This is a genomic window from Paenarthrobacter sp. YIM B13468 (assembly GCF_042788025.1).
GTDB lineage: Bacteria > Actinomycetota > Actinomycetes > Actinomycetales > Micrococcaceae > Arthrobacter > Arthrobacter aromaticivorans.
Genome location: NZ_JBHZPI010000006.1, coordinates 71,688 through 92,353 on the forward strand (window position 1 = coordinate 71,688; position 20,666 = coordinate 92,353).

General features: G+C 61.1%; 19 protein-coding genes. 14 read left to right on the forward strand and 5 right to left on the reverse strand.

The features are described from left to right. The first annotated feature begins 102 nt into the window (after positions 1-102). The 4 genes from thrS (at position 103) to pdxS (ending at position 4,482) form a co-directional block, all read left to right on the forward strand. Entirely contained in the window at positions 103-2,112 is a 2,010-nt protein-coding gene (gene thrS / locus ACFX4T_RS07845; RefSeq protein ID WP_216925530.1) for a threonine--tRNA ligase, read from the forward strand. An 18-nt stretch (positions 2,113-2,130) separates the two neighbouring features. After that, entirely contained in the window at positions 2,131-2,724 is a 594-nt protein-coding gene (locus tag ACFX4T_RS07850) for an HIT domain-containing protein (RefSeq protein WP_216925531.1), read from the forward strand. Next, positions 2,714-3,325, forward strand: coding sequence for a phosphatidylinositol phosphate synthase (gene pgsA, locus ACFX4T_RS07855; RefSeq protein ID WP_216925532.1), 612 nt, complete (start codon positions 2,714-2,716; stop codon positions 3,323-3,325). Before ACFX4T_RS07850 ends, pgsA begins: the two co-directional genes overlap by 11 nt. A gap of 230 nt (positions 3,326-3,555) precedes the next feature. After that, a complete protein-coding gene (gene pdxS, locus ACFX4T_RS07860) occupies positions 3,556-4,482 on the forward strand; it encodes a pyridoxal 5'-phosphate synthase lyase subunit PdxS (RefSeq protein WP_211712266.1) in 927 nt (308 codons plus the stop codon). Positions 4,483-4,546: 64 nt separating this feature from the next. On the opposite strand, the gene ACFX4T_RS07865 is transcribed toward pdxS, so the two are convergent. Both ACFX4T_RS07865 and ACFX4T_RS07870 read right to left on the reverse strand, forming a co-directional pair. After that, the gene (locus ACFX4T_RS07865; RefSeq protein ID WP_377651393.1) at positions 4,547-6,574 is read right to left on the reverse strand and encodes a M3 family metallopeptidase; all 2,028 of its coding nucleotides are present in this window, start codon (positions 6,572-6,574) and stop codon (positions 4,547-4,549) included. 127 nt (positions 6,575-6,701) lie between these two features. Continuing rightward, positions 6,702-6,917, reverse strand: a complete 216-nt coding sequence (locus ACFX4T_RS07870) for a hypothetical protein (RefSeq protein WP_377651394.1) — start codon at positions 6,915-6,917, stop codon at positions 6,702-6,704. A 7-nt stretch (positions 6,918-6,924) separates the two neighbouring features. Between ACFX4T_RS07870 and ACFX4T_RS07875 the strand changes: the two genes are divergently transcribed. Further along, positions 6,925-7,923 carry a CapA family protein gene (locus ACFX4T_RS07875; protein ID WP_377651395.1) on the forward strand — a complete coding sequence of 333 codons (999 nt, stop codon included), beginning with the start codon at positions 6,925-6,927 and terminating at the stop codon, positions 7,921-7,923. 12 nt (positions 7,924-7,935) lie between these two features. Here ACFX4T_RS07875 and ACFX4T_RS07880 read toward each other — a convergent pair whose 3' ends face one another. Next, positions 7,936-8,676 (reverse strand): type 1 glutamine amidotransferase, encoded by a 741-nt coding sequence (locus ACFX4T_RS07880; RefSeq protein WP_377651396.1) that lies wholly within the window; start codon positions 8,674-8,676, stop codon positions 7,936-7,938. Continuing rightward, positions 8,673-10,004 carry a Mur ligase family protein gene (locus ACFX4T_RS07885; protein WP_216925536.1) on the reverse strand — a complete coding sequence of 444 codons (1,332 nt, stop codon included), beginning with the start codon at positions 10,002-10,004 and terminating at the stop codon, positions 8,673-8,675. Before ACFX4T_RS07885 ends, ACFX4T_RS07880 begins: the two co-directional genes overlap by 4 nt. Positions 10,005-10,118: 114 nt before the next feature. Here ACFX4T_RS07885 and pdxT point away from each other — a divergent pair, with 114 nt between their 5' ends. From pdxT to ACFX4T_RS07930, 9 genes are all read left to right on the forward strand, one after another. Continuing rightward, positions 10,119-10,820, forward strand: a complete 702-nt coding sequence (pdxT, locus tag ACFX4T_RS07890) for a pyridoxal 5'-phosphate synthase glutaminase subunit PdxT (RefSeq protein ID WP_216925537.1) — start codon at positions 10,119-10,121, stop codon at positions 10,818-10,820. 4 nt (positions 10,821-10,824) lie between these two features. Continuing rightward, positions 10,825-11,580, forward strand: coding sequence for a YebC/PmpR family DNA-binding transcriptional regulator (locus ACFX4T_RS07895; protein WP_216925538.1), 756 nt, complete (start codon positions 10,825-10,827; stop codon positions 11,578-11,580). A 44-nt stretch (positions 11,581-11,624) separates the two neighbouring features. Further along, positions 11,625-12,203 (forward strand): crossover junction endodeoxyribonuclease RuvC, encoded by a 579-nt coding sequence (ruvC, locus tag ACFX4T_RS07900; RefSeq protein WP_216925539.1) that lies wholly within the window; start codon positions 11,625-11,627, stop codon positions 12,201-12,203. 79 nt (positions 12,204-12,282) lie between these two features. Then, positions 12,283-12,927, forward strand: coding sequence for a Holliday junction branch migration protein RuvA (ruvA, locus tag ACFX4T_RS07905; RefSeq protein ID WP_377651397.1), 645 nt, complete (start codon positions 12,283-12,285; stop codon positions 12,925-12,927). After that, positions 12,920-13,996: a Holliday junction branch migration DNA helicase RuvB gene (gene ruvB / locus ACFX4T_RS07910; RefSeq protein WP_223946210.1), complete on the forward strand. Its 1,077-nt coding sequence runs from the start codon at positions 12,920-12,922 to the stop codon at positions 13,994-13,996. Before ruvA ends, ruvB begins: the two co-directional genes overlap by 8 nt. 187 nt (positions 13,997-14,183) lie before the next feature. After that, positions 14,184-14,564, forward strand: coding sequence for a preprotein translocase subunit YajC (gene yajC, locus ACFX4T_RS07915; RefSeq protein ID WP_216925542.1), 381 nt, complete (start codon positions 14,184-14,186; stop codon positions 14,562-14,564). 114 nt (positions 14,565-14,678) lie between these two features. Beyond that, positions 14,679-16,430 carry a protein translocase subunit SecD gene (secD, locus tag ACFX4T_RS07920; RefSeq protein ID WP_223946209.1) on the forward strand — a complete coding sequence of 584 codons (1,752 nt, stop codon included), beginning with the start codon at positions 14,679-14,681 and terminating at the stop codon, positions 16,428-16,430. Beyond that, entirely contained in the window at positions 16,430-17,419 is a 990-nt protein-coding gene (gene secF, locus ACFX4T_RS07925; RefSeq protein WP_377651398.1) for a protein translocase subunit SecF, read from the forward strand. The genes secD and secF overlap by 1 nt, the downstream gene beginning before the upstream one ends. A gap of 163 nt (positions 17,420-17,582) precedes the next feature. After that, the gene (locus ACFX4T_RS07930; protein ID WP_216925652.1) at positions 17,583-19,976 is read left to right on the forward strand and encodes a bifunctional (p)ppGpp synthetase/guanosine-3',5'-bis(diphosphate) 3'-pyrophosphohydrolase; all 2,394 of its coding nucleotides are present in this window, start codon (positions 17,583-17,585) and stop codon (positions 19,974-19,976) included. On the opposite strand, the gene ACFX4T_RS07935 is transcribed toward ACFX4T_RS07930, so the two are convergent. After that, positions 19,973-20,575, reverse strand: coding sequence for a hypothetical protein (locus ACFX4T_RS07935; RefSeq protein WP_216925545.1), 603 nt, complete (start codon positions 20,573-20,575; stop codon positions 19,973-19,975). The two genes, ACFX4T_RS07930 and ACFX4T_RS07935, sit on opposite strands and share 4 nt — an antisense overlap. Positions 20,576-20,666: the final 91 nt, after the last annotated feature.

The following is a 20,666-nucleotide window of genomic DNA, read 5'->3' on the forward strand; positions in this document are numbered from 1 at the left end:
TGCTTTGGCCGCCTTCGTCGGAACAGATACGATTGACGGTGGCTGGCTGTGGTCCCCGTACGCCACAAGCTATGAAGCCTTCACTATGAATAGGAGACACCCGTGTCAGATGCCCAACAGATCACCCTCATCGTCGATGGCGAAGAGACCAAGGTGACGGAAGGGACTACCGGCGCGGAACTCTTCTTCGAGCGCCGCGACGTCGTTGTTGCCCGTGTCAATGGAGTGCTCAAGGACCTTGACCAGGTCCTCACTGAGGGTGCCGACGTCGAAGGTGTCACCATCGAATCTCCTGACGGACTCAACGTTCTCCGTCACTCCACCGCGCACGTCATGGCCCAGGCCGTCCAGCAGCTGCGGCCCGACGCCAAGCTTGGCATCGGCCCTTACATTACGGACGGCTTCTACTTCGACTTCGACGTCGCCGAGCCGTTCACCCCTGAAGACCTGCGCCAGCTGGAAAAGATGATGCAGAAGATCATCAACCAGAACCAGAAGTTCGTTCGCCGCGTGGTCACCGAAGAAGAAGCCCGCGAAGCCATGGCCGGCGAGCCTTACAAGCTGGAGCTGTTGGGCAAGAAGAACGACGCCGCCGACGCCGGAGAAGGCGTCAACGTTGAAGTCGGCGCTGGCGACATCACTATTTACGACAATGTGGACCGCAAGAGTGGCGACAGCGTCTGGTGCGATCTCTGCCGCGGACCGCACCTGCCCAACACCAAGATCATCTCCAATGCCTTCGCGCTGACACGTTCGTCCTCCGCATACTGGCTGGGAAACCAGAACAACCAGCAACTGCAGCGAATCTACGGCACCGCCTGGCCCACCAAGGAAGCACTCAAGGCCTACCAGGAACGCCTTGCCGAGGCAGAGCGCCGCGACCACCGCAAGCTGGGTGTGGAGTTGGACCTGTTCTCGTTCCCCGACGAACTCGGCTCGGGCCTCCCTGTGTTCCACCCCAAAGGTGGCATCATCCGCAAGGAAATGGAGGACTACTCCCGCCAGCGCCACGTGGATGCCGGCTACGAATTCGTCTACACCCCGCACATCACCAAGGGACACCTTTACGAAGTCTCCGGGCACCTTGACTGGTACAAGGACGGCATGTTCCCCCCGATGCAGGTGGATGCCGAACTCAACGAAGACGGCACCGTGCGCAAGCCCGCCCAGGATTACTACCTGAAGCCGATGAACTGCCCCATGCACAACCTGATCTTCCGTTCACGCGGCAGGTCCTACCGCGAACTGCCGTTGCGCCTGTTCGAATTCGGCTCGGTGTACCGGTACGAGAAATCCGGTGTTGTGCACGGCCTGACCCGCGTCCGCGGCATGACACAGGACGATGCCCACATCTACTGCACCCGCGAGCAGATGAAGGACGAACTCACCACCACGCTTAACTTCGTTCTTGGCCTGCTCAAGGACTACGGCCTGGACGATTTCTACCTTGAGCTCTCCACCAAGAACGAGGAAAAGTTCGTGGGTGACGACTCCGCCTGGGAGGAAGCAACCCGCACACTCGCCGAGGTTGCGGAGGCGTCAGGGCTGGACCTGGTACCGGACCCGGGTGGAGCAGCATTCTATGGGCCGAAGATTTCCGTCCAGGCAAAGGACGCCCTCGGCAGGACCTGGCAGATGTCCACAATCCAGTTGGACTTCAACCTGCCTGAACGCTTCGAATTGGAGTACCAGGCAGCAGATGGAACGCGTCAGCGTCCCGTCATGATTCACCGTGCCCTCTTCGGTTCGGTGGAGCGCTTCATGGGTGTTCTCACGGAGCACTACGCAGGCGCCTTCCCGGCCTGGCTTTCTCCCGTCCAGGTGGTGGGCATCCCTGTTGCCGAGGCGTTCAACGACTACATGTTCGACGTCGTGGACCAGTTGAAGGCAGTGGGAATCCGGGCGGAGGTGGACATCTCCTCGGACCGCTTCCCGAAGAAGATCCGTACGGCCAGCAAGGACAAGGTCCCGTTCGTCCTCATCGCGGGCGGGGAGGACGCCGAGGCAGGTGCTGTCTCGTTCCGCTTCCGTGATGGCAGCCAGGACAACGGCGTGCCCGTGGCAGAGGCTGTCCGCAGAATCGTGGATGCCGTCAAGAACCGCGACAGCTGAGGGAACGGACAATAGACGGTGCAGGAGAACACAGGCGCGGCAGCTGACCTTCCGGGCGACGCCGAAGTAACCGATGACTTCGGCCTTGCAGGCGTACCGGACGCTTTTCAGCGCCTGTGGACTCCCCACCGCATGGCTTATATCAAAGGCGGACAGGACCAATTCAAGGACAAGGACGACTGCCCGTTCTGTGTGGGACCCACCCGTAGCGACGAAGAGTCCCTCATCGTCTATCGTGGCAGGACCTGCTACGTCGTACTCAACCTTTTCCCTTACAACCCGGGCCACTTGCTGATTTGCCCCTACCGCCACGTTCCGGACTACACGGACATCACAGTGGAGGAAACGGCGGAATTCTCCGAGCTAACGCAGACGGCCATGCGCGTACTGCGGAAGGTTTCCAATCCGAGCGGCTTCAACCTGGGCATGAACCAGGGTGTCACCGGTGGAGCAGGAATTGCGGCGCACCTCCACCAACACGTCGTACCGCGCTGGGGTGGGGACGGAAACTTCTTCCCCATCATCGCCCAGACCAAGGCCATCACGCAGACTCTCGACGAGGTCCGCAAACTGGTGGCTGAAGCCTGGCCGGGGGAGTCGAATGCTCAATAGGCATGCGCGTGGTTTCTTCACTTCAATTTTCACACCCTTGGCGCGTTGGCTCCTCAAGATTGGCGTGTCTCCAGACGCAGTGACCGTGGCCGGTACGGCCGGGGTCATACTGGGCGGATTGGTCCTCTATCCGCTGGGATACCTCTGGTGGGGCTCTGTTGTGGTGGCATTCTTCGCGTTCTCGGACGTCGTGGATGGCATAATGGCCCGTTTGCAAGGCCGGAGCGGCGGCTGGGGAAACTTTCTGGATTCCACCTTGGACCGGTTGGCGGACGGTGCCATCTTTGCAGGGCTGACCATCTGGTTCTTCACCAAAGGTGGGGACCCAGCTATTGGTACTGCCGCCGTCGTTTGCCTGGTACTGGGCATGGTGGTTTCCTATGCACGGGCAAAGGCCGAATCACTGGGCTATCAAGCCAGCGTTGGCATAGCCGAGCGTGCCGAGCGTTTAGCTTCGGTGCTTCTCATCACCGGGCTCACTGGGCTGGGGCTTCCAGCAGTGGTGCTCTTCGCGACCCTGATCCTTCTTGCCCTTGCCAGTGTGGTCACTATCGTGCAAAGAATGGCGACTGTCCGCAAGCAAGCGATGGCGGAAGCCTAGGAAACTGGCATCTGACCAGAGTCCGTCTGGGGCAGTTGTGCAGGTGTCCTATAGTTGCCCTCTTCTTGGCCCCCTTATGCGGTAATGAATGTACAGCCACCCGGCAACGTGCGACTAGTATTACTAGTACTTGGTCACCTTGACCTGAATATCCGGTGTGCGCTGATTGCGGTCGTGTGGCTGCGCGAGCCACCGGCGAAAAGGTCGTTTATCTACCCATAGGGGTTTTTGTGTCTACACCAGATGTAAGCAACGAAGCCGGTTCGTCCGCGAACAGCGTCACGGGCAGCAGCCGCGTTAAGCGGGGCATGGCGGAGATGCTCAAGGGCGGCGTCATCATGGACGTCGTCAACGTCGAGCAGGCCCGCATCGCCGAGGACGCCGGTGCCGTAGCCGTCATGGCGCTCGAGCGCGTACCCGCCGATATCCGCGCCCAGGGCGGCGTGTCCCGCATGTCCGATCCGGACATGATCGATCAGATCATTGCCGCCGTGTCCATCCCGGTGATGGCAAAGGCCCGCATCGGCCACTTCGTCGAAGCGCAGGTCCTGCAGTCCTTGGGTGTGGACTACATCGACGAGTCCGAGGTCCTGACCCCCGCCGACTACGTGAACCACATCGACAAGTGGAACTTCACCGTCCCGTTCGTCTGCGGCGCCACGAACCTTGGTGAGGCGCTGCGCCGCATCAACGAAGGCGCGGCGATGATCCGTTCCAAGGGCGAGGCCGGCACCGGTGATGTTTCCAACGCCACCGGGCATATGCGCAAGATCCGCGCGGAGATCGCCAAGCTCGCAGCCCTTCCCGAGGACGAGCTGTATGTTGCGGCCAAGGAACTGCAGGCCCCGTACGAGCTCGTCAAGGAAATTGCCGCCACGGGCAAGCTCCCCGTCGTCTTGTTCACCGCTGGTGGCATCGCGACACCCGCTGACGCTGCGATGATGATGCAGCTCGGCGCTGATGGCGTGTTCGTTGGTTCGGGTATCTTCAAGTCCGGCAACCCTGCAGAGCGCGCTGCCGCCGTCGTGAAGGCAACCACGTTCTATGACGACCCCGATGTGATCGCCAAGGTCTCCCGCGGCCTGGGCGAAGCCATGGTCGGCATCAACGTCGACGAAATCCCGCAGCCCCACCGCCTCGCAGAGCGCGGCTGGTAAGCGTTACCAAACATACGACGGCGGGCGCTGATCCACTTCCGGATCGGCGCCCGTCGTTCCGTTTTTAAGGCTGGGTGGGTTGGTTCAGTCCCCGGCGCTTCAGGAGGGGTTCCAGCTCGGCATCACGCCCACGGAACGTACGGAACGATTCCAACGGATCGCGGCTGTTACCCCTCGATAGCAGCTCGGATCGGAATCGGTCCCCGTTTGACCGCGTAAGGCCTCCGTTTTCCTTGAACCACTCAACGGTGTCCGCGTCCAGGACTTCGCTCCAAATGTAGGAGTAATAGCCGGCAGCGTACCCGGCGCCAGCAAAGATGTGCTGGAAGTAGCCGGTACGGTAGCGCGGCGGAATCAGCGGGTGGGCGATGCCGGCGTCGGCGAGGGCCTTGGCCTCAAACGCAAGGACGTCAGCCGGAACGTCATCCGTGGACAGCACGTGCCACGCCACGTCCAACAACGCTGCTCCCAGGTATTCGGTGGTGGCGAATCCTTCACCCCACAGCAGGGATTCATTGATTCTCTCCACGATGTCCTGCGGGAGCACTTCTCCCGTGGCATGGTGGCGCGCGTAATTAGTCAACACCTCCGGCCACATGATCCACATTTCGTTGACCTGGGACGGGTACTCCACGAAGTCCCGGGGCACGGACGTTCCGGAGAACCGGGGATAGTCCACATCGGAGAACAGTCCGTGGAGCGCGTGCCCGAATTCGTGGAAGACGGTCCGGACCTCGTCCAGGGACAGGAGAGCAGGTTCGCCTGGCGCCGGCTTGGTGATGTTCAGGTTGTTGATCACTACGGCTTGCGTGCCAAGGAGACGGGACTGTTCCACAAGTGAGTTCATCCAGGCTCCTCCGCGCTTGGATTCCCGGGTGTAGTAGTCGCCAAGAAAAAGACCCAGACTGCTGCCGTCCTCGTTTTTCACCTCCCATACCCGGACGTCCCCGTGGTACCCGGCGAGATCCGGCCTCTCATGGAACGTGATGCCATAGAGTTGGGTCGCTGCGAAGAAGACGCCGTCAGCCAAGACCATTTCGAGGCTGAAGTAAGGCCTGATGGCCTGTTCATCCACTTGGTACTTTTCCCGCCGGACCTGCGCCGAATAGTATGCCCAGTCCCAAGGCTCCAGTGGGTGGCCGGCGGACTCCGCCAATGCTAGGGCTTCGGCTTGGGCGTTTCGGATCGCTGGAGGTGCCAACCGGCCCAACATTGCCTGCACGGCTTTGAAGTCGGGTGCCGTTTGCTGGTCCACCATGAGTTCCGCGAAGTTTTGAAAGCCCAGCAGGCTCGCCTTTTCCGCACGGAAGCGAACGGTTGCCCTCACCAGATCACGGACATCCAGGCTTCCGCCGTCAGTGCCCCGAGCCAGGGACGCTTCAAACAGGCGCCGCCGAACGGTCCGGTTTTCGAGCGAGGCGAGGGCGGGTTGGTTGCTTGGCTGGATGAGCGTCAGGAGGAACCGGCCATGGTGCCCGGCCGCCTTGGCGGCCTCGGCAGCGCCCGCGACATCTTCGGTGGACATGCCGGCCAGGTCCGCTTCGTCGTCGAGGAGAATAGCGGCAGACTTCATCGCCTCCTTGACCCGCTGGCCGAATTCGGTGCCTATACGTGAGAGTTCGGCGTTGATTTCCCGAAGGCGCGCCTGGCCGTCGTCGTCAAGTTGAATGCCGGACTGCCGAAACTCCTTGAGGTATTCCTGGACCAATCGAGCAGACTCATCATCAAGCCTCGCGGTATCAATGGCGTTGAAGCGTTCATACAAGCCCCGGTTCATGTAGACGGCGTCCTGATGCGCGGCAAACCGGGGCGCGAAGGCCGTCTCCAGCTCCCTGATCGCGTCCGAGGCATCGGCCGATACAAGCGTAAAGAACCCCGCCGCGGCCCGGTCCAGCAACCGCCCGGACCTTTCCATGGCCACAGCCGTGTTCTCAAAAGTCGCCGGTAGTGGGTTCGCCGCAATTTGCTGGATCTCGTGGAGGTGTTCCTTCAGTCCCGCGTCCACGGCTTCGGCATAGTCCTCTGTGGTGATTGCTGCAAAAGGTGGCAGGCCGAACGGCAGGGGACTGGGACTCAAAAGCGGATTGGTCATGAAGGGACTCTTTCACTTAAGAATCGTGTCCTCAAGGGCGGCTCGCCGGAATCCCGCGAGTCTTGCGCCGTAGGATTGCTGTTATGGGGAACATCACATCTTGCGGGAGTCGGGGGGATCGCCGACGTCACAGGCCATGGCGAACGGGCGCCTTGCTGGCAGCATCAGTACTTGCGTTGTGCTTGAGCGCCTGCGGCGTAATTGCGGAGAACGATTCCCGGGAGCACAGCAGCGCCGCTACTGCCCCCGCGTCTCCTGTGTCCACCCCAACGCCGACTCCTACGCCGACCCCGGGCAAGGGCCCTTCTTGTCCCGAACTGCGTTGTACTTCGATTACGGTCACCGGCGACATGCTGATCCATACACAGCTGTGGCAGCAGGCCCGGGCGGACGCCGTCGCCGCAGGGCAGCCCGGTTACACCTTCATACCGCTCCTTGAAGGCCAGCGGCGCTATATCCGGAACAGCGATCTCGCAATTTGCCATCAGGAAACCCCAGTTGGCACGCCGGATGGTCCGTTCTCCGCGTACCCATCCTTCAATGTCCCGCCGCAGATCGTTACAGCATCCAAGGATGTGGGGTACCAGGCCTGCACTACAGCCAGCAACCACACCATAGACCGGGGGACTGAAGGGTTGCTCCGAACGTTGGACGCACTGGATGCTGCCGGGCTCAAGCACACTGGTTCCTACCGGACCGAAGCTGCATCACAGGAAATCCTGATGCTTAAGACGGACGCAGCGACCGTTGCAGTCATTGCCGGCACCTACGGACACAACGGTCAGATTCCGGAGTACCCGTGGCTTGTGGACGAACTTGATCCCACGGTCATGATTGCGAAGGCGACCAAGGCCCGTACACTCGGAGCCGACATCGTGCTCGGAGTCATGCACGCCGGTGATGAGTACGCCAGCGAGGCCAACGCCCAGCAACAGGAGGTCGCCCACGCATTGGTGGACAGCGGCCAATTCACCATGGTTTATGGACACCACACGCACTCGGTGCTGCCGATTGAAAACTACAAGGGCACGTGGATTGTCTACGGACTGGGTAATGGCGTGACGGAACTGTCGCCCTGGTATGTGGTCAACAACGAAGGTCTGCTGGTCCGTGCGCAGTTCAGCCAGAACGCGGCTGGTGTTTGGACTGCCTCGGATCTCGCCTGGGCGCCGTCGGTGATTGTCCGGGATCCCTACCGCTGGTGCTCAGTGGCCAGCGACGCACCCCAGGGAGTCTGCGCTTCCCCGGCTGCCGACGCAGAGACGCACGAACGCACCAAGGCCGTGGTCGAGTCCATGGGCGCGGCGGCGGCAGGAGCCCACGAGCTGCTGATTACCAAGGAGAAGTAAGGCGGCAAGTAGCTAGCGTGGCCGGCGGGCAGCGTGCTCCCGCGCGAGGCGGGCGTAGTCGTCGTCGGGCGTTCCCGGCACGAAGGTGCCATATTTCCGCTCCGCGGCCGTCCGTATCAGGAAGTCGGCGATCGCCGGGTTCTTGGGCAGCAGCGAACCGTGCAGGTAGCTGGCCACCACGTTGCGGTAGCGGGCGCCCTCGTGACCGTCCTTGCTGTTGTTTCCCGCACCTTTGGTGACAGTTCCCAACGGTTGGACGCCGGGGCCCAGGGTGGTTTGTCCACTGTGGTTCTCGTAGCCCAGGACGTCCCCGAATTCGGAGGACTTGAGCGTTACATTGCCGATCAGGCGTTCATCCGTGCCGTGTGTCTCGACATCGAGGATACCGATACCGGGAATGACAGGGCCCGCGCTGGTCTTGAAGAACTTTCCGAAAAGCTGGTAGAGGCCGCAAATTACGAGCATGGGTGCGCCGTCGTCCGCGAGCTTCCGCAGTTGATCGGCGCGTGCCTGAAGATCTCCTTGAATGACGAGCTGGCCGCTGTCCTGCCCGCCCCCGCCCACGATGATGTCGATGTCGTCAGGAAAGTCATCGTCTACGTTGTATTCAAGGAGCTCCGGCGTGTACCCATGCCACTTTATTCGTTGCTGGAGAACCAGGGCGTTGCCCCAGTCACCGTAAATGTTCATGTCCCGCGGGTAGAGCTGGAGGACGCGGATAGTTCCCTTGGTGGGCTGTGCTTCCGGGGTCATGAGACCACCTCAACTATGGTGATTTTGGCCAGTTCGCGACGGATCGCGAGCATGGCGGTGTACGTGCAGAAAATTCGCTTGGGCTTGCCGCGCGAGCCGTCAATGAATGCATGGAGCGCCGAGGTTATGTCGGTCTCGACTGTACCGAAGCGGACCTCGTCGTACTGCAGTCGCAGGGCCATGTCGTACGCTCGAACGCCGGTGAGGACCTCAACTCCGTCTTCCCGCAGCGACTCGAATTCGACGTCCCAGAGCCAGGACATGTCCCTGCCATCTGCATAGTTGTCGTTGATGGCGATCATGGTGGCGTAGCCGCCGGCCGGGAAGGACTTCAGGCCGAGCCGGAAGCCGCTGGGATTCTTAACAAGCACGAGTTCCAACGGCTGGCCATCGACAGTGAGGCTTTCGCCGCGTCCGAAAGCAGGAGCCACATCACCGAGTGCCTTGACCAGTTTGGGAGTGTCGACGGCTCCCGTACCCAGGATCGCCCTGGCCAGGGAAAGTGCGGCCGCCGCGTTGAAGATGTTGTAGACACCACGCAGCTTCATGCTGGTGGTGACCGTTTCGCCGTCGAACTCAAAGTCGGCGTCCTGGGCACCCACGCGGCGGAGTACGACGTCGGCAGCGGGGGCGGCAGGTACATCACCTGCGGTGCCGGGTGCCGGCGTGTTCGGGGACGAGGGTCCGGTGGTAGCCGTCCGCATATCGTCGTCGTTGGGGAACGTGCTGCGCAGCGATTCATCCAGGCCGAAGTATCGGACGCTGGGATTGTGGAGTGCCCCGGGAACATTCAGGGTGTTGGCGATTCGCGCTACCCGCGGGTCTTCACGGTTCAGCACCACGGTGTCCGTGGTTTTCTGCGCGATGTGTTCGAGCAAGCGGGCGGTCTTGTCGATCTCGCCGAATCGGTCAAGCTGGTCTCGTAGGACGTTCAGCAAGAGGCTAAAACGCGGCGGCACCTTGTTCACGAAGTGCACAGCATGTGCTTCGTCGAGTTCAAGGATCGCGACGTCGGCGTCGAGGCGACCACGCCAGTCAACATCGCCGAGGAGGGAAGCGGCCACGCCCCGGGTGAAGTTGCTGCCCGTGCGGTTCGTGAAGACCTTCAAGCCCTGGCTTTCCAACAGCTCGACCACCATTTTGGTGGTGGTCGTCTTTCCGTTCGTCCCGCTGACAACTGCCACGCCATGGGGAAGGCTGGACAGCGTTCTCTGCATGAAACCGGGATCGATTTTTTCGACCACCAGGCCGGGGAAAGCAGAGCCCCCACCCCGGAGCCGGGACAGTGTGCGGACCAGCTTGCCGAGGGGAACGCTGAAGGAAAACATGCTCTGTAATATATCCCAGTTAAGGCATGGAACTGGGCGTGGAGGCGACTCCTGCTGGCATTGCCGCTTGTCCTCCGGGAGGAGATTGCCGGGCCGGACCACTATGATGGTCTAATGACCAACCCCCTTTCCGACGCTTCATCACGCGTGGGTGCAGGACTCCGGATCGGCGTACTGGCCCTCCAAGGCGACTTCCGTGAGCACATCCACGCAGTGGAAGCCGCAGGCGCCACGGGTGTGGGCATCCGTCGGCCCGCAGAACTGGATGACGTTGACGGCCTGATCATCCCTGGTGGGGAATCCACCACGATCGACAAACTCTCTAGAATCTTTGAACTCGCGGACCCGCTTCGGAAGCGCATCGCCGAAGGCCTTCCGGTCTACGGCTCTTGTGCCGGCATGATTCTCCTTGCCGATGAGATTGCCGATCCCGCTACTGATCTGGACGGAAACCCCCAGCAGACCTTTGGCGGATTGGACATCACGGTGCGCCGCAATGCCTTCGGGCGGCAGCGCGAGTCCTTTGAAACCGACCTCGATTTCAAAGGACTCGAGTTCAGCGCAGGGGAGTCCGGCGTGGATCCGGTGCACGCGGTCTTCATCCGTGGACCTTGGGTGGAACGGGTTGGCCCGGGAGTCGAAGTCCTGGCACAGGTTGACCCGGAGCACGCCAGCCACACCGCCACTTTGCACGGATTGGCTAGAATTGTTGCAGTGCGCTCCGGCCAGCTGTTGGCCACCTCTTTCCACCCGGAAGTCACAGGTGAGAAGCGCGTGCATGAACTCTTTATTCGAATGATCAGAGGAGAAGCGTAAAAGCATGTCAGGCCACTCCAAATGGGCGACTACCAAGCACAAGAAAGCCATCATTGATAGCAGGCGTGCAAAGTCGTTCGCAAAGCTGATCAAGAACATCGAAGTTGCTGCGCGCATGGGCGGCCCGGACCTCGCCGGCAACCCGGGCCTGGAACTCGCGGTTACCAAGGCGAAGAAGACCTCGGTTCCCAACGACAACATTGACCGCGCCATCAAGCGCGGTGCCGGCCTCACGGGCGAAGTGGTCGATTACACGGAAATCATGTACGAAGCCCGTGGCCCCCAGGGCTCGGCGTTGTTGATCGAGTGTCTTACGGACAACAAGAACCGTGCGGCTTCCGAGGTCCGACTCGCGATTTCCCGCAACGGCGGCACCATTGCAGATCCCGGCTCGGTCAGCTACTTGTTCACCCGCAAGGGCGTCGTCGTGCTGCCAAAGAATGGGCTGAGCGAGGACGACATCCTGATGGCCGTCCTGGACGCCGGCGCAGAGGAAGTCAAGGACAGCGGCGAGAACTGGGAAGTGCATTCCGAGCCCTCTGACCTGCAGGCCATCCGTGACGCATTGAAGGATGCCGGCATCGAGTACGAATCCGATGAAGCTGAATTCGTGCCCTCCATGCAGGTGGACCTCGATATTGATGGCGCCCGGAAATTCATGAAACTCGTGGATGCCCTCGAAGACCTGGATGACGTCCAGAACGTCTACAGCAACGCAGACTTCAGCGAGGAAGTGCAGGCTGCCCTCGACGCCGACTAGGCGGGCAGCCCTTCTATTTTGACAACAAACAGGAAGGCCCGGACTTGACTCTTCGCGTATTGGGAGTCGATCCGGGCCTTACCCGTTGCGGCATCGGTGTAGTGGATATCGAGCGGAACCGCCGGGCCACCATGGTGGCTGTTGGTGTGGTCGGGACTTCGGCTGAGTTGACACTGGACAAGAGGCTTTTGGTCATCGCCACGGCCATCGACGAGTGGCTGGACCTGCACGAGCCGGACGTCGTCGCCGTCGAGCGCGTTTTTTCGCAGATGAACGTCAGCACGGTGATGGGCGTGGCCCAAGCCTCGGGCGTTGTCATCGCGGCTGCCGCGCGTCGCGGCATTCCCGTAGCTTTACACACGCCCTCCGAAGTCAAAGCGGCCGTGACCGGAAGTGGCACTGCGAACAAGGACGCGGTCACTAAATTGGTCACCAAAATCCTCCGGCTCGACGCCCCGCCCAAACCCGCCGACGCCGCGGACGCACTTGCCCTGGCGCTGACGCACGCTTGGCGGGCAGGCAGCGGCATGGGTGGAATCGGTGGGAACACCGGCACGGACTCCCTCACCCCGGCTCAGCGGGCCTGGGCGGAAGCGGAAGCGAAAGCGCGCCGCGCACGGTGATTCGGAGAACCCCTTGCTAGGGTATTCGTAGATATGTTCGGATAGTCTGCTTTGCAGGCCGTACCTCAGGAGCCGGGTCTTGATCAGTTTTCTCCGTGGAGCAGTTGCCCACGTTGGCTTGTCGACCGCCGTGATCGACCTCAACGGCGCGGGAATGAGCGTTTTCGCTACGCCCCAGACCTTGAGCCACCTAAAAGTAGGCGCCGAAGCGAAGCTCTTCACCTCCATGATCGTCCGTGAGGATTCCCTCACGTTGTTCGGCTTCACCGATGATGATGAACGCGAGGTTTTCGATGTCCTGCTGAGCGTGAGCGGCGTCGGTCCACGGCTGGCTCTGGCCGTACTTGCGGTGCATGAGCCCGAAGCGATCCGTGTAGCTGCGCACACCGGCGATGGCAAGGCGTTCACTAAAGTGCCAGGCATCGGACCGAAGGTCGCGGGCCGGATTGTCCTTGAACTGGCCGGAAAGCTGGTCCCGCACGGCACTGGCACAGGAACAGCAGCTCCAGTGATCACTACCGTGGAATGGAAGCCCCAGGTAGTGGCTGCCATGACCAGTCTGGGATGGTCTGAGAAGGACGCCGCGGGCAGCATCGACAAAGCAATGGCCGATTCCCCCGAGCTTGTTGATGACGGTAACGTGGCGCAAATCCTCCGTGCCACTTTGCGCTGGTTGGGGCAGGACGGCGCGCGCGCTGGAAACCGCGTAGGCACCCGTGGCTGAGCAATCGCTCGTTGCCGGGGGAGAGGAGCCGGAGGAGCGCGTTATCGAAGCCGCGCTCCGGCCCAAAAACCTGCATGATTTTGTTGGCCAGCACCGTGTTCGGAAGCAGCTTTCGCTGGTGCTTGAAGCTTCGCGTATGCGCGGCCGGAGCGCTGACCACGTACTGCTTTCCGGTCCTCCAGGCCTGGGCAAGACCACTCTGGCCATGATCATCGCCGCCGAGATGAACGCCCCACTGCGTATCAGCAGCGGACCAGCCATCCAGCATGCCGGAGATCTTGCAGCAATTCTTTCCTCGCTGTCCGAGGGGGAGGTGTTGTTCCTCGACGAAATCCACCGCATGTCCCGCCCGGCTGAAGAGATGCTCTACATGGCCATGGAAGACTTCCGTGTGGACATCGTGGTCGGCAAGGGCGCTGGCGCAACCGCCATTCCCCTTGAACTTCCACCCTTCACGCTCGTTGGTGCAACCACCCGCGCAGGGCTTCTGCCGGGCCCCTTGCGGGACCGCTTCGGATTTACGGGCCACCTCGAGTTCTACTCTGTAGCAGAACTCGAACTCGTACTGCGCCGCTCGGCCGGATTGCTTGACCTGAAGGTCAACTCCGCCGGATTCACAGAGATTGCCGGACGATCCCGCGGCACGCCACGAATTGCAAACCGCTTGCTTCGCCGTGTTCGCGACTGGGCACTTGTCCACGGAATCGAACAGATCGACGCGCGATCGGCGTCGGCGGCCCTGGACATGTACGAGGTAGATGAACGGGGATTGGACCGCCTTGACCGCGCCGTCCTTGAAGCGTTGATTACCAAATTCAACGGTGGACCGGTGGGTCTTTCAACGCTGGCGATCGCCGTTGGCGAGGAGCCGGAGACTGTCGAAACTGTTGCCGAGCCATACTTGGTGCGCGAAGGGCTGCTCGGGCGGACACCTCGTGGCCGCATCGCCATGGCATCAGCGTGGACACACCTCGGTTATGCCGTACCGGCGGGCGTATTCGGCCAGGAGACCCTTGCGTTGTTTGACGAGGATGAAAACCACGCCGAAAGCGTAGATACCATCGGTTAACACGCTGTATTCAGCTTTTCCCACTAGACTGGTATGACGCTCGGCACGTTCGAGTCCTTGATCCATGCGCCCGCTTCGCGGTGAAGCGCGTTGCTGTGCGGGATTTACTCCCGTGTCCGCTGGATCTGCCGGGGACGTTGCCGTGAACCAAAACGTAAGTAAAGAACGGAACTTCCCTGTGGATCCAATGACCATATTGCTGTTCGTCATGCTTGGACTCTTTGTCTTCATGATGTTCCGCCGCAACAAGAAGACCCAGCAGCAGCAGGCTGCGATGCAGTCCAAGTTCGCTCCGGGCGTCGATGTCATGACCAGCTTCGGTCTCTTCGGACGCATCGTGTCCATCGACGAAGCTGAGAACAAGGTTGTTATCGAGCTGTCTCCCGGAAACGAAGCTACGGTTCACCGCCAGGCCGTCACCAAGGTGATCGAAAAGGCTGAAGAGGAAGCCCCCGTTGTTCCGGACGACGCTTCGTCGCTCACCGTTGCCGATGAGACCCCGGCTGCGACTGAGACGCCGGACGAAACCATCGCGCGCCTCAACAAAGAGGACAAGAAGGACAACTAGCACCGTCAGTCGCGGCAACACCGCGCAAGGACACTTCTACGGCAGCGGAAAGCCGCCGGCAGACGCTTACCAGCGTCCGCCGGCGGCTGTCCGGCGATAAAAGGAAGATCGATAATGGCACGGACCGGCCCCAAAAACTCAGCCCGCAGGGTGCTGACTTGGCTTGGAGCAATATTCGTTGTACTCACCGCTGTCCTGGGTGGCGGAGTCATTTCCGGCCATGCAAGCTGGGCTCCCAAACTTGCCTTGGACCTTGAGGGCGGCACCCAGATGATCCTGGCACCGCGGGTAGAGGGTTCCAGCGACATCACTGAGGAACAACTTAATCAGGCAGTAGCGATCATCCGGCAGCGTGTGGACGGCTCCGGCGTTGCCGAAGCTGAGATCAGCACCCAGTCGGGGCGGAACGTGGTGGTAAGCCTCCCGGGAACTCCGTCCAAGGAAACCCGTGATCTTATCCAGGCGTCGGCGGACATGAACTTCCGCCCGGTGATCGCTGCGGCGGATCCTGCGGCCATCCCTGTCGAATCACGTACGCCGGATGACAAGCTGCCCAAGCCCACCGCGGAGCCCACCAACGCGAGCGACACCAACTGGGTGACTCCCGAGATCTACAAGGAATTCGAGGCGCTTGACTGCGTCAACCCTTCCACCGAGAAGCGGGAACGTTCTGATCCGGCGAAGCCGCTTGTGACCTGTGAACCGGCAACGGACAAGACTCCCGCCATCAAGTACATCCTTGGTCCGGTCGAGGTCAAAGGCCAGGACATCAGCTCCTCCTCCTTCTCGCAGGTACAAGGCGCACAGGGATCGGTGACGAACTCCTGGGGTGTGAACATTACGTTCAACGCCGAGGCAACTGCCAAGTTCAAGGAAGTTACGGAGCGGCTGAACCAGTTCTACACCGCGTCCCTTGCCCAGGGCGGCAACGACCCCAAGGCACAATTCGCCATTGTCCTGGATGACAAGGTCATCTCAGCACCGAGGTCCCTTGCTGTCATTACTGACGGAAAACCGCAGATCACGGGTAACTTCACCCAGGCCTCTGCAAAGGCGCTATCCGACCAACTCCGCTACGGCGCTTTGCCGATCTCCTTCGAGATCCAGTCCCAGGAACAGATCTCTGCCACGCTCGGTGGCGATCAGCTCCGGCTCGGCCTGCTCGCCGGCCTCATCGGCCTGTTGCTGGTGGTTGTATACTCGCTGTTCCAGTACCGGGCCCTTGGCTTTGTCACCATTGCTTCCCTGGTTGTCGCCGGTGGCTTGACCTACCTCGCCATCGCCATTCTGGGCTGGACTGAAAACTACCGCCTCTCCCTCGCGGGTGTTGCTGGCCTGATCGTGGCCATCGGACAGACGGCCGACTCGTTCATTGTGTACTTCGAACGAATCCGCGATGAACTTCGTGAAGGCCGCGGGCTGGTGTCCGCCGTCGAGAATGGTTGGAAGCGCGCCAAGCGCACAGTGCTGGCTTCCAAGGCAGTGAACTTGCTGGCTGCGTTGGTCCTCTATTTCGTGGCCGTAGGCAATGTCCGTGGCTTCGCGTTCACCCTTGGCCTCACGGCTGTCGCCGACCTCATCGTGGTGTTTATGTTCACGCATCCGATGCTGCAGGTCCTTGCCCGCACAAAGTTCTTTGGCGAAGGCCACAGGTTCTCCGGTCTGTCACCTGACCGCCTGGGGGCTGTCCCGCTGTACCGGGGAGCCGGACGTCTCCGCACACCTGCTGAGAAACCTGCCGTTGTCCGTGCACGCAATACAGGTGCCGCGGCTGAAGCAGAACGCCGCATGACCATCGCCGAACGGCGCCTCGCCGAGAAGGGCCAATTGACCGGGCCTGCCAACGGCACCAAGGAGGAGAAGTAATGACCACGAGCTTCGCAACCTTCGGCAACGAGCTTTACACGGGCAAGCGCTCCTACAACTTTGTTGATTCCAAGAAAATCTGGTTCATCATTGCTGCGGTGGCTGTGGCCCTCTCCATCCTGATCCCGGTTTTGAAGGGCGGCTTCAACCTCGGCATCGAGTTCCGCGGCGGCTCGGAGTTCACGGTTTCCAACGTGAAGACCACCGATGCCGGCCTGGGCGAAAAGGCTGTCCATGACGTCGTATCCGGTGCCATTCCCCGTGTTGCGAATGTGGCAGGCAACACCATGCGGATTCAGACGGACCAGCTGACCGATGACGAGACCAACCGCATCAAAGAGGGCCTGACCACCGCTTACGGTGTGACGGACAACGAGGTGACATCAAACTTTGTTGGCCCCACGTGGGGCCAGGATGTCACCCGCCAGGCGCTCATTGGGCTGGTGGTGTTCGTCGGCCTCGCTGCCGTCCTCATGGCTCTGTATTTCCGGACCTGGAAGATGTCACTCTCTGCCTTGGTGGGCATGCTCGTCACCATGTTCACCACTGCGGGCGTCTACGCCCTGAGTGATTTCGAGGTGACGCCGTCGGCCATCATCGGATTCCTGACTGTCCTGAGCTATTCCCTGTATGACACCGTGGTGGTCTTCGACAAGATCCGCGAGAACACAGCGGGCATTTCCACCTCCACGCGCCGGACCTTCAGTGAAGAGGTCAACCTTGCGGTCAACCAAACCCTGGTCCGCTCCATCAACACCATGATGGTCGCCGTCCTTCCGGTTGCAGCCATCCTCTTCATCGGGGCAGGACTGTTGGGCGCAGGAACGTTGCGGGACCTTTCCCTGGCGCTTTTCGTCGGGATCCTCATCGGTACGGCGGCGACCATCTTCATTGCGGCACCGCTCTACGCCTGGCTGCGCCAGGGCGAGCCGGAACTCGTGAAGCAGGCCGGGAAAGTGGCCCACCGCAGGGCCGAGGCCACTGTTTAGGTTATTTCCACTAGGCATTACGTCCTGGAGGAGGACCCCGCTTTTACAGCGGGGTCCTTTCTCTTTGACTTGCCGCGGCGTGCGTCATGTGCTGTCCGGTTGCGGAAGCATTCGCCTGCGGGAATAGACTGGAAGAATTAAATAGGTCGTGAGGGGTACTTCTGTGGAAGAACGTGCGACGTCGGCACCACCGACGGGCGGGGAGGACAGTCACCACGGTGTGACGGTTCCGGCAACAAGCGTGGCTGGACGGACTGCTGGTACGGTTCCAGTCGATACTCCCGGCGTGCGTCCAACCTTTCCGGGGCGGCGGGAGCGCACGCGTTCCAGGCTTGCGCGATTGACCGGTCGGGGGATGGCGCCGTACTCGCCGATTCTGGAACCGCTCCTGCGAACTGTGCGGGCCAACAACCCCAAAGAAGACTTCGACCTCATTCAGCGCGCATTCGCGGTAGCAGAGCGCAGCCACCAAGGGCAGAAGCGCAAGAGTGGTGATCCGTACATCACCCACCCGGTGGCGGTAGCCACCATCCTTGCTGAGCTTGGGATGACAGGAACCACCCTCGCCGCCGCCTTGCTCCACGACACTGTGGAGGACACCCCCTACACACTGAATGACCTCACCCGCGACTTCGGCCCGGAAGTTGCCATGCTTGTGGACGGGGTCACCAAGCTCGACAAGGTCAGCTTCGGTGAAGCAGCGCAGTCGGAGACGGTCCGCAAGATGGTCGTGGCTATGGCCAAGGACATCCGGGTCCTGATGATCAAACTTGCTGATCGGCTCCACAACGCCCGTACATGGCGGTTCGTTTCGGCGGAATCGTCGTCCCGTAAAGCCCGCGAAACGTTGGAGATCTTCGCTCCCCTTGCACACCGCCTGGGTATGAACACCATTAAGTGGGAGTTGGAGGATCTGTCCTTCGCAGCGCTCTACCCCAAGGTGTACGAGGAAATCGTCCGCATGGTGGGGGACCGTACCCCTGAACGCGAGAAGAGCCTCAGTGTCATCCGCAACCAGATTGCCGATGATCTCCGCACGGCCCGGATCAAGGCCACCATTACCGGCCGGCCCAAGCACTACTACTCGATCTACCAGAAGATGATCGTCCGCGATAAGGACTTTGACGACATCAACGACCTCATGGGCGTTCGCGTCCTGGTTGACTCGGTGCGGGATTGTTACGCAGCACTGGGTACCCTGCACTCGCGATGGAACCCTCTCCCAGGTCGGTTCAAGGACTACATCGCCATGCCGAAGTTCAACATGTACCAGTCCCTTCACACCACGGTAATCGGCCCGGGCGGAAAGCCCGTGGAAATCCAGATCCGCACGCATGAGATGCACCGCCGGGCTGAGTATGGCGTCGCAGCCCACTGGAAGTACAAGGACCAACCCAACCGTACTGCGGTGGGCCCTGGCAGCCCACGCGACGGCGATATGGGCTGGCTGCGGTCCTTGGTGGACTGGCAGCAGGAAACATCGGACCCGGGCGAATTTCTTGATTCGCTGAGGTACGAGATCAACGCACGGGAAGTCTTCGTCTTCACGCCCAAGGGCGAAGTCATGGCCTTGCCTGCTGGATCGACTCCGGTGGACTTCGCCTACGCGGTTCACACGGAAGTGGGGCACCGGACCATCGGAGCCCGCGTTAACGGCAAGCTTGTGCCGCTCAACAGCGAACTGAACCATGGCGACTGGGTGGAGATCTTCACCTCAAAGGCGGAGGGCGCGGGTCCAAGCCAGGACTGGCAGCACTTCGTCAAGTCGGCAAGGGCCCGGAACAAGATCCGCCAGTGGTTCACCAAGGAACGCCGTGAGGAAGCGATTGACCGCGGCAAGGACATGCTGACGCGGGCAATGCGAAAGCAGAACCTCCCACTGCAGCGACTCATGACGCATGATGCGCTGTCTGCCGTCGCCGAGGACTTCCACTACGTTGACATCTCTGGTCTGTACGCAGGAGTAGGTGACGGCCATACTTCTGCCCAGTCTGTGATGGAGAAGCTCGTAGAGCATCTGGGTGGACACGAGACCCCGGATGAGGACCTTGACGAGGTCAGCATCCCTACGCAGGTTGCCAAGTCCAAGTTTTCCGATTCCGGTGTCATCGTTCGTGGCGTGGGAGACGTGTGGGTCAAACTTGCCCGGTGCTGTACCCCTGTGCCCCCTGACCCCATCCTTGGATTTGTCACCCGCGGTTCTGGGGTGTCGGTCCATAGGACTGATTGCACCAACGTCTCCGGGTTGCGCGACCAGCCGGACAGGATCGTCGAGGTCGAGTGGGCACCAACGCAGTCCAGTGTCTTCCTGGTGGAGATTCAGGTGGAAGCCTTGGATAGGAAGTCACTCTTGTCCGATGTCACCCGTGTCCTGTCGGAAAACCACGTCAACATCCTGGCGGCTTCGGTGCACACCTCAAGCGACAGGGTGGCGATCTCTAAATTTGCCTTCGAAATGGGTGACCCAAAGTATTTGCACCATGTTCTCAGCGCGGTGCGGCGTATTGACGGAGTCTTCGACGTATACCGCACCACGGGTAATAGGCGCAGGAGCTAGCTCGGGGGCACGAGCCGTGCGAGCGTAGCGAGCGCACGCTTCTTGTGGGGAACCCGCGGCGCTGCCTCCACGGCAAGGGTGAGCAAACGGAGCCTGATGCCGAGCTCCGGGTGGTCCAGGAGCCGCCGCAACGCTGGCAGGGCTTGATCTGACTCAACGTGCAGCGCAATGTCCGCTGCTGTTCTCAAGGGACTGCTGACCAGCATGCCACCAAGGCTCAGAACGTCCAGTTGGCCAAGCCGGACCTCATGGAGGTTGCACCCCCGGGCACTGCGCACGCTGGAGATACGATGCTTGGCATCCACCAGGAGTGACAACCGCTCCGGAGGGCTCGCGCATCCGTAGATCCAGGCCGCGGTGAGCCTGCCCGCGACCACCTTGGTCCGCATCCGGTCCGGGACAGTCAGGGCAGCTGCACGGGCGCGGAGGCGGGGCGTGACTGCAATCCCGGGCGAGGCATAGCTCTTTCCGTACAAGGGAAGCAGGATGCCATCCAGGGCCATACCCTGCAATTCAGGCCACGTGAAGATCCGGCTGGGTGCGTAGAGTTCGGGAAGGACGGGTTCCTGCAGTTGCGGGGCTGTGACGGGTGGGACCATTCATTGATCATTCCGTGTCCTGGCCGCAACAGTACAGGCCCTGTACCGGGCATGTGGATAACCGGTACAGGGCCTGCAGACAAACATGGGC

Coding starts and splice junctions, on each gene's coding strand:
- ACFX4T_RS07880 (WP_377651396.1), bottom strand. CDS start 8,676: ATGACCCCGGAAGCACAGCCCACCAAGGGAACTATCCGCGTCCTCCAG.
- yajC (WP_216925542.1), top strand. CDS start 14,184: ATGACCATATTGCTGTTCGTCATGCTTGGACTCTTTGTCTTCATGATG.
- ACFX4T_RS07895 (WP_216925538.1), top strand. CDS start 10,825: ATGTCAGGCCACTCCAAATGGGCGACTACCAAGCACAAGAAAGCCATC.
- secF (WP_377651398.1), top strand. CDS start 16,430: ATGACCACGAGCTTCGCAACCTTCGGCAACGAGCTTTACACGGGCAAG.
- pdxT (WP_216925537.1), top strand. CDS start 10,119: ATGACCAACCCCCTTTCCGACGCTTCATCACGCGTGGGTGCAGGACTC.
- ACFX4T_RS07865 (WP_377651393.1), bottom strand. CDS start 6,574: ATGACCAATCCGCTTTTGAGTCCCAGTCCCCTGCCGTTCGGCCTGCCA.
- pgsA (WP_216925532.1), top strand. CDS start 2,714: ATGCTCAATAGGCATGCGCGTGGTTTCTTCACTTCAATTTTCACACCC.
- ACFX4T_RS07935 (WP_216925545.1), bottom strand. CDS start 20,575: ATGGTCCCACCCGTCACAGCCCCGCAACTGCAGGAACCCGTCCTTCCC.
- ACFX4T_RS07875 (WP_377651395.1), top strand. CDS start 6,925: ATGCTGATCCATACACAGCTGTGGCAGCAGGCCCGGGCGGACGCCGTC.
- secD (WP_223946209.1), top strand. CDS start 14,679: ATGGCACGGACCGGCCCCAAAAACTCAGCCCGCAGGGTGCTGACTTGG.
- ACFX4T_RS07885 (WP_216925536.1), bottom strand. CDS start 10,004: ATGTTTTCCTTCAGCGTTCCCCTCGGCAAGCTGGTCCGCACACTGTCC.